10 protein-coding genes are annotated in these 16,120 nt (G+C 67.0%); 8 read left to right on the forward strand and 2 right to left on the reverse strand.

Going from position 1 to position 16,120, the window contains the following annotated elements; genetic code table 11:
* Positions 1 to 106: 106 nt before the first annotated feature.
* Positions 107 to 1,423 (reverse strand): sugar MFS transporter, encoded by a 1,317-nt coding sequence (locus tag ASD14_RS00325; RefSeq protein WP_056127320.1) that lies wholly within the window; start codon positions 1,421 to 1,423, stop codon positions 107 to 109.
* Between the two features lie 379 nt (positions 1,424 to 1,802).
* Between ASD14_RS00325 and glk the strand changes: the two genes are divergently transcribed.
* The 8 genes from glk to ASD14_RS00365 all read left to right on the forward strand — a co-directional run bounded on the left by glk (position 1,803) and on the right by ASD14_RS00365 (position 14,489).
* A complete protein-coding gene (gene glk, locus ASD14_RS00330) occupies positions 1,803 to 2,843 on the forward strand; it encodes a glucokinase (protein WP_056127323.1) in 1,041 nt (346 codons plus the stop codon).
* Between the two features lie 78 nt (positions 2,844 to 2,921).
* On the forward strand, positions 2,922 to 5,666 hold the full coding sequence (locus ASD14_RS00335) for a TonB-dependent receptor (protein WP_056127326.1): 2,745 nt from the start codon (positions 2,922 to 2,924) through the stop codon (positions 5,664 to 5,666).
* Positions 5,667 to 5,881: 215 nt separating this feature from the next.
* Positions 5,882 to 6,514 carry a tetratricopeptide repeat protein gene (locus ASD14_RS00340; RefSeq protein WP_056127328.1) on the forward strand — a complete coding sequence of 211 codons (633 nt, stop codon included), beginning with the start codon at positions 5,882 to 5,884 and terminating at the stop codon, positions 6,512 to 6,514.
* A gap of 166 nt (positions 6,515 to 6,680) precedes the next feature.
* Complete coding sequence (locus ASD14_RS00345) at positions 6,681 to 7,877, forward strand: EAL domain-containing response regulator (protein ID WP_056127331.1); 1,197 nt, start codon at positions 6,681 to 6,683, stop codon at positions 7,875 to 7,877.
* A 181-nt stretch (positions 7,878 to 8,058) separates the two neighbouring features.
* Positions 8,059 to 11,004, forward strand: a complete 2,946-nt coding sequence (locus ASD14_RS00350; protein ID WP_056127334.1) for a response regulator — start codon at positions 8,059 to 8,061, stop codon at positions 11,002 to 11,004.
* Between the two features lie 97 nt (positions 11,005 to 11,101).
* Positions 11,102 to 12,802 (forward strand): gamma-glutamyltransferase, encoded by a 1,701-nt coding sequence (ggt, locus tag ASD14_RS00355; protein ID WP_056127337.1) that lies wholly within the window; start codon positions 11,102 to 11,104, stop codon positions 12,800 to 12,802.
* 3 nt (positions 12,803 to 12,805) lie between these two features.
* Positions 12,806 to 13,519: a 2OG-Fe(II) oxygenase family protein gene (locus ASD14_RS00360; protein ID WP_056127340.1), complete on the forward strand. Its 714-nt coding sequence runs from the start codon at positions 12,806 to 12,808 to the stop codon at positions 13,517 to 13,519.
* 52 nt (positions 13,520 to 13,571) lie between these two features.
* Positions 13,572 to 14,489, forward strand: coding sequence for an AEC family transporter (locus ASD14_RS00365; RefSeq protein WP_056127342.1), 918 nt, complete (start codon positions 13,572 to 13,574; stop codon positions 14,487 to 14,489).
* A gap of 72 nt (positions 14,490 to 14,561) precedes the next feature.
* On the opposite strand, the gene ASD14_RS00370 is transcribed toward ASD14_RS00365, so the two are convergent.
* The gene (locus ASD14_RS00370) at positions 14,562 to 16,097 is read right to left on the reverse strand and encodes an AAA family ATPase (RefSeq protein WP_056127344.1); all 1,536 of its coding nucleotides are present in this window, start codon (positions 16,095 to 16,097) and stop codon (positions 14,562 to 14,564) included.
* Positions 16,098 to 16,120: the final 23 nt, after the last annotated feature.

Consider the following 16,120-nt stretch of genomic DNA (forward strand, 5'->3'; position numbering starts at 1 on the left):
GCCTCGCGTTAGATGCAGCGGCCGCGGCATCGCGTGCCGCCGTGGGTAACCAAGCCTAACCAACCACCGCCGCGTGCGAAACACGTGCGGTGGCGTCTGGTATGCCTCAGTTTTGTGACAGCGCGCCGCGCGCGGCCGTAGTCGCAACGGCGGCCTGATGCCCGACGCGATGACCGCGCACGGCGAAGTACAGGATGTACAGATAGCACGGCACCATCAGCAGCAGGAACACCAGCTGGAAGTCGTGCGCCTGCTTGAAGTGCACGAACAGTTGCGGGATCACCGCGCCTCCGGCGATGCCCATGATCAGCAGGGCCGAGCCCTTCTCGGTCAGTGATCCGAGACCGTGGATCGCCAGCGGAAAGATCGCCGGCCACATCATCGCGTTGGCGAAGCCCAGCGCGGCGACGAAATACACCGACGCGTAACCCTTAGTGAGGAAGGCGCCCGTCGCGAGCGCGATGCCGAGCACGGCCGAATAGCTCAGGTACCGTTCCTGCGATATGAAGCGCGGGATCACGACCAGGCCGACCATGTAGCCCACGAGCATCGCGCCCAGCGTGAAACCGGTGAAGTACTTCGTCTCGTCGAGCGGCAGGCCGAAGGCCTGGCCGTACGTGCCGATCGCATCGCCCGCCATTACTTCCACGCCCACGTAGACGAAGATGCACAGCGCCCCGAGCCACACGTGTGGAAACTGGAACAGGCTCTTCTTCGATGCGGAGCCGCTTTCGACGTTGGCGTCTTCTGGCCGGATTTCCGGCAGCGGCGAAAACACGATGCCCACCGCGAGCAGCGCCAGCAGGCCGGCCATGACCATGTAGGGGTCGTGGATGCGCGCGGCGAACTCATTCAGCACGCGCTCTTTCGTCGCCGGATCCGCGCCTGCGATCTGCCCGGCGACATCGCCCATGCCGTGCATCACCAGCGTCCCGATCACGAACGGCGCGGCCCAGCCGGCGATCTTGTTGCAGATCCCCATCACCGCGATGCGCTGCGCAGCGCCTTCGATCGGGCCGAGGATGCTGATGTACGGATTCACCGCGGTCTGCAGGATCGCGAGCCCCGCGCCGATCATGAAGATGCCGGCGACCGCGCCCGGATACACGCGTGCGGTCGTGTACTGGCCGAACACCAGCGCGCCGATCGCCATCACGAACAGGCCCAGCGCCATGCCCTTCTTCATCCCGGTCCTGCGCAGGATCAGCGACGAGGGCAGGGCGAGGAAGAAATACGACAGGTAGAACGCGCTCGGAATCAGGAACGCGAGCGTGTCGCTGACATCGAAGGCGAGCTTGGCGAAAGAGATCAGCGGGCCGTTGAGCCAGGTCACGAAGCCGAACACGAAGAACAGTGCGCCGACGATCGCGATGGAGCCGTAGCGGCCGGGCGACGCGGAGAGGGTGGCGGACGAAGCGGACATGCGGGACTTCCTTCGGAAAGGCGGAGCGCCAGGGCGGTCCGTAACGGTTTGACTCATACGACATCAAACAGGCCAACGTTGTCAAAGGCCGGCCGTACGGGACGGCCATGCGCGCGGACAGCCCGTCTTTACGGGCTTCTGGGCGCAACGGGCATGTTGCCCTGCAACACAAATCAGGCAGGGCCTGCCCCGTAAAACCGCAATGGAGACGATTTCACGACAGGCTCTTGACATCGTTGTCATTGCCGGAGCAGTCTCGGCCGCACCGAAGTACGGGAGCCGGGGACAGACATGCATTGGCGGGGCGACAGCGAACACGGAACACCGGGTGCCGCGCCATCTGCGCCCCCGTGCCCTGCGCAGGACAGGCACTGACGCCATGGCGCAGACGGCCTTTTCCGCTCCCGTGTTCATCGCCGCCGACGTCGGCGGCACCAACGCGCGCATCGGCGTGGTGCGGGTGGATGGCGACGGCAGCGTCGCCGTGCTCGCCTATCGCAAGTACTCCTGCGGCGATTACCCCAGCCTCACCGCGATCCTGCGCGACTTCCTCGCCACGCATGCCGCATATGCCGGCATCGATCGCATGGCGATCGCCAGCGCCGGCGTGGTGCTGGACGATGAAGTCATCAATTCCAACCTGCCCTGGCACATCTCCCTCTCGGAGATGCGCCGCGAACTGCAGTTGCGCGAGCTGCACGTGATCAACGACTTCGCCGCGGCCGCGCACGGCGTGCAGTCACTCGCACCCGGCGAATCGCGGCTGCTCACGCCCGGCATTCCGACGGCCGAACCCGGCCCCGTGCTGGTAATCGGCCCAGGCACCGGTTTGGGCGCGGCGATCTGCATTCCGCACCGTGGCGAAACCGTGGTGCTGCCCACCGAAGCGGGCATGACCGCGTTCGCGCCCGGCAGCGACACCGAGATCGACATCCTGCGCTGGCTGCGCCGCCGCAGCGCGCACGTCTCCACCGAACAGCTGCTCTCCGGCCCCGGCCTGGTCAATCTCCACGACGCGCTCTGCGCCATCCGCGGCAGCGCATCCATGTTGCGCGCGCCCGCCGCGATCACCGACGCGGCACGCCACGGCGACGCGATCGCGCGCGAAGCAGTGTTGACGTTCTGCGGCCTGCTCGGCAGCGTGATCGGCGACCTCGCCGTGACCGGCAGCGCGCGCGAAGTGTTCATCGCCGGCGGCATCGTGCCGCAGCTGCTCGACTTCATCGCCACCAGTGATTTCCACTCGCGCATGGTCGACAAGGGCGCGATGCGCGCCGTGCTCGAACGCGTGCCGGTGCGCCTGATCGAAAACGAAAAGCTCGGCGTCATCGGCGCCGCCAACTGGTTTCTGCAACACCTGGACCACCGGCAAGAGGCCGGCCTCAGCAACGCCGCGCACGATCACAGCAGCGCGGCCTAGATAAAAACCGAGCCGAAGGAACCGCGTTAATGCGGGAATCCCGAGGCCGACCAACTGCCCGACGGAGGGGATAAAGCAATGCAACTTCGCAAGAGGATTCTTTCGCTCAGTATCGTTGCCGCACTCGGCGTCGCCGGCACCGCCAGCGCGCAGGACGCGGCACCCGCCACGCAAGCCGCACCTGCGGACCAGACTGCGGACGAGGCCACCGATCTCGACACCGTGGTGGTAAGAGGTATTCGCGGCGCCATCCAGCAGTCGCTCGATACCAAGCGCGAAGCCAGCTCGCACGTCGAAGCCGTCAGCGCCGAGGACATCGGCAAGCTGCCGGCCAAGAACGTCGCCGACACGCTGCGCGAACTGCCTGGCGTGAACATCAGCTCCGCCAGCGCGAGCGAGGGCGGCTTCGACGAAGCCGACCGCGTCAGCCTGCGTGGCACCAACCCGAGCCTCACCCAGACCACGGTCAACGGCCACGCCGTCGGCACCGGCGACTGGTTCGTGCTGAGCCAGGTGCAGTCGGTCGGCCGCAGCGTCAGCTATTCGCTGCTGCCGTCGGAGATCGTCGACCAGGTGGTCGTGCACAAGACCTCGGAAGCCAAGCTCGTCGAAGGCGGCAGCGCCGGCTCGGTCGACATCATCACCCGCAAGCCGCTGCAGTACGCCGATCCGTTCACCGCTTCGGCGAACATCGGTGCGGTCTACGCCGACCTGCCGGGCAGCACCGACCCGCAGTTCGATGCGCTGATGAACTGGCAGAACGCCGCCGGCAACCTCGGCGTGCTTGTGCAGGGCTTCTACGAGAAGCGCAGCCTGCGCCGCGATGGCCAGGAAGTGGTCGGCGGCTACGGCGTGATCGGCGCAGACGCACCTGTCGTGCAGACCAATCCGGACCTGGCCGGCGTGTACTACCCGAACCTGCTCGGCGCGGTGCTGTTCGAGCAGGAACGCGAGCGCAAGGGCGGCGTGATCGACGTCGAATTCAAGGCTTCCGACTCGCTCACGCTCGACCTCAATGCGTTCTATTCGAAGCTTGAGGCCGACAACTACAACCGCAATTTCATGATGTGGACGAGCCAGTTCGCCAACAGCCAGGCGCCGCAGCCGGGCTACGTTGTCGAAGGCAACGTGCTGAAGAACGCGGTCTATGCCCCGGTGAACAGCACGACGGTCACTCCCTACGGCGTGTACGACATGATCTCGCGCCCCGGCGCCAGTTCCTCGTCGAACTTCGTCGCCCTCAGCGCCGACTGGCAGGCGAGCGACAGCCTCGGCTTCAACTTCCAGGCGGGCACCACCAAGGGCAAGGGCAGCAGCCCGACCCAGGACGTGCTGGAAACCGGCCTGGCCGGCAACGCCGGCGCGAGCTGGAACATGAACGACATCGGCGAGGCGATCGACTGGAACCTCGGTGGCACCAACACGCCGGCGACGCATCTGCCGCAGAACGGCTGGATCTTCGGCGGCCAAGGCATCAACGTGGACGACAAGGAAGACTGGTTCGCCGCTGATGGCGAGTACTACGCGAACGGGTCGGTGCTGAGCTCGCTCGATTTCGGCGTGCGGTATGCCGAGCATGAGCGCGGCAACGACTTCGAGATCGCGCAGGGTCCGAACAGTGCTGCATGGAACGACATCGCCTCTTATGCCCAATACGTCGGTGGCGCCGGCCACTACCCCGGCGACTTCGGCAGCGGGCTCGGCGGCAACTTCCCATCAGGCATCTGGTACTACACGCCGGAACAGCTCAGGCAGATCAACGCCGACTTCGCCAACCGCAACAATCCGGAGCGCTTCTACTTCTCCGACGTGTATTCGGTGAACGAGAAGAACTCGGCGGCCTACGTGCAGGCCAACTTCGCCGGCGACGGCTGGAGCGGCAACGTCGGCCTGCGCTACGTGAAGACCGACAGCGACATCGGCTATACGCAGGCGCTGCCGGTGAACTCGGGCATCCCGGGTGCGATCACCGGGTCCGCGTTCGGCGACTACCTGAAGGTCAGCACCAGCAACAACTACAGCGAGGTGCTGCCCAGCGCCAACCTGAAGTTCGACCTGCGCGACGACATGGTGCTGCGCCTGGCCGCGTCGAAGACGCTGACCCGGCCGGACTATTCGGCATTGGCTGGCTCGTTATCGCTTGCCGACCTGACCCACACCGGCAGCGGTGGCAACCCGAACCTCAACCCGCTGGTGTCGACCAACCTCGACGCGTCGTTCGAGTGGTACTTCGCTCCGCGCGCGCTGTTGTCGCTGAGCGTGTTCTCGATGGACCTGAAGGACTACATCGCCTTTGGCAACCAGACCATCCAGTACAAGGACCAGGCCGCCAGCGCCGCCGCGGGCACCGACGTCTACTCGGATTACCTCGTCTCGGTGCCGGTCAACGAGGACGGCAAGCTCACAGGCTACGAAGTCAGCTACCAGCAGCCGCTGGGCGAGTACTTCGGCATCGTCGCGAACTACACCTTCGCCGATGGCGAACTCGACGACGGCCGGCCACTCAACGGGGCTTCGCGCAACACCTGGAACCTCTCGGGCTACTTCGAAAACGATAAGTTCAGTGCGCGGGTGAACTACTCGTTCCGCGAGGCGTTCTACGCGGGCGTCAGCCGCACCGACGCGTTCTACCAGGACGACTTCGGCACGCTGTCGGCCTCCGTGGCGTACAAGGCGACCGACTGGCTGACCGTCAGCCTGGATGGCCTGAACCTCAACGACCCGGAGTACTCGTACTACACCAGCTCGCCGGTGGGCATGCTGCCGTACGCGATGTATTCGAACGGCCGCCAGTACTACGTCAACTTCCGCATCAAGTACTGATTGGTGGGCTAACGGAAGTTGATGTCCAAGGGCCCTGCGTTGCCGGGCCCTTTTTTCTGCGCCGCCTGCCTGCAGTGCACTTCGGCTTCCACGCGCCTTTGCCGCGTCTGCCCGCCTGTTGTGCCGCAGCGCCGTTCACCGTGTTTGCGGCGGCTGGCAGATGCCCGCAGCCGCAGCGAGCGGTAACATCGGCGCAGCAACAGGGGGCCTCCACCATGTCAATCCGTACCGTATTCCTGCTTATCGCGGGACTGGCCGCGGCCGGTTCCGCATCCGCGCAAGCGCTGCCGAAACCGGCTGAGTTCTATTTCGATGCCGAGCCAACCACCACCCGTCCGATCGTCGCGGTCAGGGAAACCGGCGACGCCGCCGCGCAGAAACTCCTGAAGGTCATCGAGCGCAATCCGCACGCCAAGGCCGAGCACGCGCAGCTCGCGCATCTGGCGATGGAAGCCGGACGCGTCGACCTCGGCAAGGACCTCTACACGCGCACCTTCGCCCGCGTCTCCGACACCGATGCGCTGTGGCGCCCGGTCGTGTGGAACTACGGCTGGGACCTGTACCGCAATGGCGATGCCGCCGGCGCACTCGCGCAGTGGCAGCAGCTGGTGACGGCGCGCCGCAGCAACGGCAGCTGGGTGCCGCCGACGCTCGCCCTCGCGTTGTGGAGCAACGGCCGCAAGGACGAAGCGGTGCAGTGGTACGCCGCGGCGGTGCGCACCGAGCCGCAGCTGTGGCGTGATCCGGCCAACTTCGCGCGCCTGCTGCCCGAGTGGCGCGACGAAGAACGCGCGCTGCTGGCCGAAGTGCAGGCCGCCTGGGCCGCGAACCCGCCCGCGTGGCCGTGACCCGCTGACGGCGCGCGTACACGCGTCTCCGACGGGGCGGTAGGTCGGGCGGTGCGAAGCCTGCGCACACACGCCTTGATCGGGGCTAAAGTGCGCGAGGCCACCGGGATCGCCCGCGCCGCAGTCCGCGGCGCGCGACAGGCCAGCTCACAGGGGGGCGGACGGGATGTCCTTGTCGCAACTAAGCGTGATGGTCGTGGAGGATCACGGCTTCCAGCGCCGCATGGCGCTGCGGCTGTTGACCGATCTTGGGATCGGCGGGCTCAGCGAAGCCGCCGACGGCCACAGCGCGCTGCATCTGCTCGAAGGCAGCAGCCAGCCGCCCGACGTGCTGCTGGTCGATCTCGACATGCCCGGCATGGACGGCATCGAATTCATCGGCCACGTTGCCCAGCGCCAGCTCGCGCGCGCAGTGGTGGTCGCCAGCGCGCTCGATCCCGCGCTGCTCAACACCGTGCAGACGATGGCCCGTGCCTACGGCCTGCGCGTGCTCGGCAGCGTCGAGAAGCCGCTGACCCGCGACAAGCTCGCGGCCGTGCTCGGCAGCTTCGACGATCAGCTGCATGCCTATGACGATGATGAAGTGGTCGAGGTCACCGTCGCCAACCTGCGCGATGCGCTCGCCAACAACGAAATCGAACCGTGGTTCCAGCCGCAGGTGGAACTCGGCAACGGCAAGCCGGTGGCGGTGGAAGCGCTCGCGCGCTGGCGCCGCAACGATGGCCATGTCGTCCGGCCCGTGCATTTCATTCCGCTGATCGAGCGCGAAGGCATGGTCAGCGAACTCACCGACCACATGCTCGCGCAATCCTGTCGCTGGAAACGCCAGTGGGACCAGCAGGGCATCCGCCTCAACCTGGCGATCAACGTCTCTCCGCAAGTGCTGGGCGATGAAGGCGCCGCCGACCGCTACCAGGAGATCGTGCGCCGCGAAGGCGTCGCGCCCAACGAGGTGATCCTGGAGCTCACCGAGAGTTCGGTGATGGCCGATGCCGCGCGCGGGCTGGGCGTGCTCGCGCGTCTCAGGCTGAAGGGTTTCGGCCTGTCGATCGACGACTTCGGCACCGGCTATTCGTCGCTCTCGCAGCTCTCGCAGATTCCGTTCACCGAACTCAAGATCGACCAGGGCTTCGTCTCGGGCGCGCACAAGCAACCGCGCAAGCGCGCGGTAATCGAAGCGAGCCTCGATCTCGCCCGCAAACTGCAGCTCGACGTCGTCGCCGAAGGCGTGGAAACCGTCGAGGACTGGCAGATGCTCGCCGACCTCGGCTGCGGCATGGCACAGGGCCACCTGATCGCGCAGCCGGTCCCTGGCGAGGAACTGCCCGCCGCCCTGGGGCGCTGGCGGCGGCCGGAGCATTGAGGATGGTCGGCTCACCGTTCTCCTGGCTCGTCACATCTACTGCTCGTCATTCCCGCGAAGGCGGGAGTCCAGTGTCTTTGGTTTGCCCTTTTGATCCGTGGACCAACAGCAAAGTCACTGGATTCCCGCCTTCGCGGGAATGACGAGCAAGAGCAACCTCAAAAGAGAGCCAGCTACTGGCATGAAGCTCGGCATCCGCCACCAGCTCTGGATCCTGTTCGGCCTGTTCCTGCTCACGGGCGCGACCGTGCTGGTGGTGGACGAAATCGCCCAGTACCAGGCGCGGCAATCGCTGCTCGCCCTGCGCGGGCAGTCGCTGCTCGCACTGCGGGAAATAAAGTCGGTATCCGACGCCTATGGACTCGATGTCGTCGACACGACGTTTCGCACGCGCAACGACCTGATCACCTGGGAAGAAGGCGCAGCCGCGATCGATGCGGCGCGCCAGCGCATCGATAACAGCTGGGCGGCGCTGGCGAACGTGCCGCGCACGCGTGAAGAAGACACGCACTTCCGCGTGGCTGCGAAGGAGCGCATTGCCGCCGATGCCGCAATGGTGGAGCTGCGCCAGATCCTCGCGCGCAAGGACCTCGCCGCGCTTGGCCACTTCGCCGACACCCGGCTGTACCCCGCGATCGATCCGGTCACGCTGCGGCTCAAGCTGCTGTCCGATCTCGCCACGGTGAAGGCGGATGCCGTGGTGCGCGACAACCTGCGCACCAACCGCCGTGTCAGCGCCCTGCGCATCGGCCTGTCGCTGGGCGCGTTGTTCGTGGTCGCACTGATCGGCCGCACCGTGTTGCGCAATGCCTACCGCGGCATCGAAAGCCTGACCTTCATCGCCCGGCGCATGCGCAGGCACGACTACACCGCGATGCCGCGCTACCTGCCTAAGACCGGCGAGCTGGCGATGGTCACCGACGCATTTCTGGAAATGCGCCGCGACGTGATCGATTTCGAAACCGAACTCACCCAGCAACTCGCGCGCAACGAACGCGTCAACGCCGAACTCGCGCGCCGCGAAGCGCTGCAACGGTCGCTGATGGAGGCCGCGCCCACCGCCATCGCGGCAATCGACAGCCAGGGCCGCTATTTCCTCTTCAATCCCGGCGCGGAACGCCTGCTCGGCCACGACGCGACGGACTTCATCGGCAAGGATGCGCCGATGCTCGACAGCGTGGGCGACTTCGCCCCCGCACTGGTGCCGGCCGCCAGTTACGAACAGCTGGCGATGATGTTGAGCGAACGCACCGGCGAAACCGTTCCCGCCGACTGGCGCGTGCTGCTCAAGGCCGGCGAACTCGGGCTGCCGCCCAGCGAAACGCTGATGCTTCATCGCGATGGCCATCTCGTGCATGCGCTGCTCGCGCTCGCGGCGATTCCCGACGAATTGCATGGCGGCAACGGCCTGCTCGGCGTCGCCGTCGACCTCACCCGCATCAAGCAGCTGGAAGACGAGCTGCGCGCGAGCGAAGCCCGTGCGCAGGAAGCCAATCGCGCCAAGTCCTCGTTCCTCGCCGCGATGAGCCACGAGATCCGCACGCCGATGATCGGCGTGACCGGCATGATCGAGATCCTCGCGCATTCCAGGCTCGACAACGACCAGCGCCACGCGCTCAACGTGATCCAGCAGAGCTCGCAGTCGCTGCTGCAGATCATCGGCGACATCCTCGACTTCTCGAAGATCGAGGCCGGGCGCCTGGAGATCACGCCCGGCGTCGTCGACCTCGGCGCGGTGTTGCGCAGCACGGTGGCCAATTACAGCGGCGCAGCGTCGAGCAAGGGCCTCACGCTCACCTGCGAGGTCGACCAGCGCGTCGGCCCCGCGCACCTGGCCGATGCGCTGCGGTTGCGGCAGATCCTCGGCAACTTCCTGTCCAATGCGATCAAGTTCACCGCGAAGGGCGGTGTGGAAGTCGCCCTCGAATGGCGTGGCGGGGCGGCACCGGATCCGGCGCAGCATGCCGGTGAACGCGGGCTCGGCGCCGACCTGTTGAGTTTCCGCGTCACCGACACCGGCATCGGCATCAGCGCCGAAGCGCAGCAGCGCCTGTTCCAGCCATTCGCGCAGGCCGAAGGCGACACCACGCGGCGCTACGGTGGCACCGGCCTCGGCCTTGCGATCTGCACGCGCCTGGCCGAACTGATGGGTGGGCTGGTGACGATGGACTCGGTGCCGCAGATCGGCACCACGCTGCGCCTGGCCATCACGCTGCCGCGCGCATCGGCAGCGGACCTGCCCGCCGACAACGCGCCCATCGGCAGCGCGGCCGCGTTCAAGCCGCGCCCCTTGCCGACGATCGAACAGGCCGCGCGCGAACGCAGCCTGGTGCTGCTCGTGGACGACCATCCCACCAACCGCATGGTGATCGCCCGCCAGCTAGCGCTCGCCGGTTACGCCAGCGAAGCGGCGGAAGACGGCGAACAGGGCCTCGAGTGCTGGCGCAGCGGCCGCTATGCGCTGGTGTTGTCCGACATCCACATGCCGCGCATGGATGGCTACGCGCTGGCCGGCCGGATCCGCGAGGAAGAACGGCAACGCGGCCTGCCGCGCACGCCGGTCATCGCACTCACCGCGTCCGCACTGAAGGGCGAAGCCGAGCGTTGCCTCTCCGCCGGCATGGACGATTACCTCGCCAAGCCGGTCGCCGTCGCGGTGCTTGCGGCTGCGCTGCAACGCTGGCTTCCGCACACCGCGATGAACCTGCCCGCGCAAGCACAGGCCGGTGAAACCAACGCCGCCGTGGCGCGCTCCGCAGGTGGTTTCCCGCAGCTCGACGAAGCGCCGCCGCTGCTGGACTTCCACGTGCTGCACGAACTCAGCGGCGGCGACGAAGGCGAAACCGGTGCGCTACTGCGGGAGTTCCTCGACGCTACCGCGCAGGACGTCGCGCAACTCGCGCATTGCCGCGAAGCCGGCGACATCCCCGCGATCACCCGCCAGGCGCACAAGATCAAGGGCGCCGCGCGTCTGGTCGGCGCCACCGAACTCGCCCATGCCGCCGGCGACCTCGAAGCCGCGGGGCAGGATGGCGAGTGGTCCGGCATCCTCCCGCTGGTGGCACACGTGGAAACCGCTGCGGAGCGCCTGAAGCTGTTCGTGGCCGAGCGCTACAGCACGGCATGATCGCCGGGCGAGGGCGCGCCGGGCGCGCTGATCCGGAAAAGCAGCTCCATGCGTGCGGCGCTAGGATGCGGGTTCCGCGTCGAATCCCACCGCTCCCATGCGCATCCTGCTGCTCGCCTCTCTCCTGACCCTATCGGTTACCGCCATGTGCGCCGACCGCATCACCGGCAAACCCTTCGCCACCCGCAGCGAGGTCTACGCGCCGCACGCGATGGCCGCGACCTCGCATCCGCTCGCCACGCAGGTCGCTTTGGACGTGATGAAGTCGGGCGGCAGTGCGGTCGATGCCGCGATCGCGGCGAATGCCTCGCTCGGGCTGATGGAGCCGACCGGCAACGGCGTCGGTGGCGACCTGTTCGCGATCGTGTGGGATCCGAAGACGAAGAAGCTGTACGGCTACAACGGCTCGGGCCGTTCGCCGAAATCGCTGACGCTGGCCGAATTCCAGAAACGAGGCCTCACGGAAGTGCCATCGCACGGGCCGCTGCCGGTCACCGTGCCGGGCACGGTGGACGCGTGGTTCGCGCTGCATGGCCGCTTCGGGCGCAAGCCGATCGCGGAGGATCTCGCGCCCGCGATCCGCTACGCCCGCGAAGGCCATCCGGTGCACGAAGTCATCGCGTACTACTGGGGCCGTTCGGTGCCGACGCTGTCGAAGTGGCCGGGCTTCGCCGAGCAGTTCACGGTGGATGGCAAGCGAGGGCCCCGAACCGGCGAGATCTGGAAGAACCCGAACCTCGCCAACACGCTGGAGAAGATCGCCAACGGCGGCCGCGATGCGTTCTACAAGGGCGACATCGCGCGCACCATCGACGCGTACTTCAGGGCCAACGGTGGATTCCTGTCGTATGACGACCTCGCTGCGCACAAGGGCGAGTGGGTCGAACCGGTTTCGACCAACTACCGCGGCTTTGATGTGTGGGAACTTCCGCCGAACGGGCAGGGCATCGCCGCGCTGCAGATCCTCAACCTGCTCGAACCCTATGACCTGAAGAAGTACGGCTTCGGCAGCCCCGAACACGTGCACCTGTTCGCCGAAGCGAAGAAACTCGCCTTCGCCGACCGCGCCGCCTCGTACGCCGATCCCGATTACTACAGGACGCCGGTAGCGAAACTGGTCTCGAAGGAATACGCGCGCGAACGCGGCAAGCTGATCTCGATGGACAAGGCGATGAAGTCCGCCGAGCCCGGCGTGATCCCGCAGCTCAACGAAGGCGACACGATCTATCTCACCGTCGCCGATGCCGACGGCATGATGGTCTCGCTGATCCAGTCCAACTACCGTGGCATGGGCAGCGGCATGGCGCCGCCGGGACTCGGCTTCATCTTCCAGGACCGCGGCGAGCAGTTCGTGCTGAAGGAAGGCCACCCGAATTCGTTCGCACCCGGCAAGCGTCCGTTCCACACCATCATTCCCGCGTTCGTGACGAAGGACGGCAAGCCGTGGCTGTCGTTTGGCGTGATGGGCGGTGCGATGCAGCCGCAAGGGCACGCGCAGATCGTGATGAACCTCGTCGATTTCGGGATGAACCTGCAGGAGGCCGGCGACGCGCCGCGCATCCAGCACGACGGTTCCACTGATCCCGCGGGCCAGGCCATCGCGATGAGCGACGGCGGCGAGCTCGACCTCGAATCCGGTTTCCCCTACGAAACCGTGCGCGCGCTGATGCGCAAGGGACATTCCGTGCGCTTCGCCGACGGTCCTTACGGCGGCTACCAGGCGATCATGGTGAATCCGAACGGCGGCTACATCGGCGCCAGCGAATCGCGCAAGGACGGGCAGGCCGCGGGGTATTGAGCAGTGATCAATACGGGCCTCGACCTTGCCTTCTGGCGGGAACAGTTGCGGCGAAACGGCCGCATGCAGGTTACGGGCTACCTCCTGCCCGATGCGGCCGAACGCCTGCGCACGTGCCTGGCTGAAGAGGTGCCATGGACGCTCGCGCTGCGTGATGCGCAAGGCGCGCGCACCATCGACCACGCGACCTACAGTGTGCTCACCGATGAGCAGGCGCAGCGGCTGTTCGCCGAGACGGCCGCGAGCGCAGGGCAGGAAGGCGACGATGGTTTCCGCTTCGCCTACGACAGCTACATGATGGTGCGCGCCTACCAGGAGCGGCGCGATCCCGGCCTGCTCCTTCACCGCGTGCTGGAATTGTTCAACTCACCCGACTATCTGGCGTTCGCACGCCATCTCACCGGCGACACGCGCATCCGCCGCATCAACGCGCAGGCGACGCGTTACCGGCCGGGTCAGTTCCTGCGCCATCACAACGACGAGGAACTCGACGAAGGCCGCCTCTACGCTTACGTGCTCAACCTGAGCCGCGGCTGGCAGGCGGACTGGGGTGGGTTGCTGCAGTTCATCGGCGACGATGGCCGCGTGCAGGACACGTTTCTTCCCACCTGGAACACGCTGTCGCTGTTCGCCGTCCCCGCGGGTCACGCGGTATCGCTGGTGGCGCCGTGGGCGAGGGACGACCGCCTTTCCATCACCGGATGGATGCTGATGTGAGCACGGGAGCCGCGGCGGATCGCATGGATCGCTTTTTTCGGCCTCGATCCTGATGGCATTTGATGCATTCGCCCTCGTGCTGGCGATGCTCGTGCTGGGCTACGTCTTCCAGCGCCTGCGTGCGCTGCCGGAAAACGCCGCGCAGGTGCTCAATCTCGTCGTGCTCTACGTCTGCCTGCCCGCGGCCGTACTGCGTTACGCGCCGCGATTGCACCTGGAGCCGGCGCTGCTCGCGATCGCCATCGTGCCGTGGCTGTTGTTGCTCGTCACGCTGGTGTGCGTCGGCGCACTGTCGCGCTGGCTGCGCTTCCGCGACGAGGAACATGCGGCGCTGCTGCTCACCGTCGCGCTCGGCAACACCAGCTTCCTCGGCTATCCGCTGACGCGTGCGCTGATCGGCGAGCACGCGTTGCCGTACGCGGTGGTGTACGACCAGTTCGGGGTGTTCCTGATCCTGTCGACGTTCGGCCTGTGGGTGGTCGCGCGTTACGGCGGGGCGTCGGTCGATGGCCACCCACCCGGCGCGAAGGACATGCTGCTGCGCATCGCGCGGTTTCCGCCGTTGTGGGCGCTGGTGCTTGGCTTCACCGTGATGCCGGCGGAGCCGCCGACGTGGATCGCAGGTGGATTGCAGCGCCTGTCCGATGCGCTGCTGCCGCTGGCGATGCTGACGATCGGCCTGTCGGTGCGGCTCACCCTGCCGCGCGAGGAACTCAAGCCGCTCGTCACCGGCTTGCTGCTGAAGCTGGCGCTGATGCCCGCGCTCGCCGCGCTGCTGGTGCCCGTGCTCGGACTGCACGGGGAGATGGCGCGCGCCACGGTGCTCGAAGCCGCGATGCCGCCGATGGTCACGGCGGGGGCATTGGCCATCGCCCACAACCTTGCCCCGCGCCTGGCGGCCGCGATGGTCGGCTACGGCTTGCTGCTCTCGTTGCTGACGCTGCCGTTGTGGGCGCAGTGGGGCCTGTAGGAGCGCCCCTCGGGCGCGACCTCCCGCATCACGTCTGTCGCGCCCGCGGGACTCTCCCGCGGGAATCGGCCATCAATCCGCCGGCACCGTGCGTTCGCGCGCCCATTCGCGCAGTGCCTCCACTTGCTCGGCCATCAGCACGGACAGCGGACGCGTCTGCTTGAGTTCGGCGCGCACCGCGAAATCGGACAACGCAACATTGGCCGCGCTCGCCGCAAACATCGCCGACACGATCGCCTGTTCGATTTCCGCCCCCGAAAATCCTTCGCTTGCCGCCACCAGCGCGGGCAGTTCGAACAACGCCGCATTGAAGCCGCGCTTTTCCAGGTGCAGCGCGAACAGTTGTTCGCGCGTGGCCGCGTCGGGCAGGTCGACGAAGAACACCTCGTCGAAGCGGCCCTTGCGCAGCAGTTCCGGCGGCAGCGCCTCCACCGAATTCGCGGTGGCGACCAGGAACACGCGCGAGCGCCGCTCCGCCATCCACGTCAGCAGGTAGCCGAGCACGCGCCGCGAGACGCCGCCGTCGAGGTCGCCCGTGTCCGATGCGAGTCCCTTCTCGATTTCATCGATCCAGACCACGCAGGGTTCGAGCTGCTCGGAGGCGGCCAGCGCCTCGCGCAGGTTCCTTTCGGTTTCGCCCTGGTACTTGTTGTAGAGCGAGCCGAAATCGAGCCGCACCAGCGGCACGCCGAAGCCGCCCGCGACCGCCTTGGCGATCATCGACTTCCCGCAGCCCTGCACGCCGAGCAGGAGCAGGCCCTTCGGCGGCTCCAGCGCCAACGCCGGCGACTTCACGGCCACGGTGTCCGCGGACGCGACCTCGCCCACGGGCTCGGCATCGGCGACGAACGCCTTGCGCCGCTGTTCCACCCAGCGCTTGATCCGCCTCGCGCCGGCGACATCGGCGAACCGCGCCGTGTCGTATTCGAAGCGCAGCAGGCCGCTGCGGTTGAGCAGCTCGAACTTCAGCTTCGCCAGCTGCGGCAGGTCATTCGGTCCCAGCGCGCCATCGTCGTTGATCAGATGGCGCGCTATGCGGCGGATGTCCACGCCGTCGAGGCCACGCAGGTTGCGCACGATCGCGTGGATCGCCTCGCCGTCGATTTCGACGCGGCGCCCGCCGTTCTGGCGCGCATAGGCGTCGGCTTCCTCGCGCACCAGCTTCAGGCGGGTAGCGGCGTCGGGAAGCTGCGGCGTGTAGCGCACGGCATGTGTCGCCAGTTCCGGCGGCAACTCGAGCTTGTGGCCGACCAGCACCAGCACGTGCGGCTGGCAATTGCGGCGTTCCAGGATTTCGCGCACCTGGCGCTGGGTAATCGCCGCGCCCATGAAGGGCACGGCGTCGAACAGCAGGTACACGCCGCGATGCGCCGCCTCGCGGATCGCGTCGAGCGTGCTGGACAGGTCGGCGGGGCCGCCGGGCTCGTCCTCGCGGTCCAGGTCGAAGCGGCGCAGCCCTTCGGTGATCGACCAGCGGTGCATGTGCCGCCAGACCTGCGACAGCGCCTGGCGGAAGAGTTCGACCACCCGCGCTTCATCGCGCGTTTCGATCAGGATCAGGGGCGTGTCGGCGCGCAACAGCGCGACCAGGTCCTGCAGTTCGGTCATGGAAACCAGCGCATCCGTGGGCG

This window comes from Lysobacter sp. Root494, assembly GCF_001427225.1.
GTDB lineage: Bacteria > Pseudomonadota > Gammaproteobacteria > Xanthomonadales > Xanthomonadaceae > Agrilutibacter.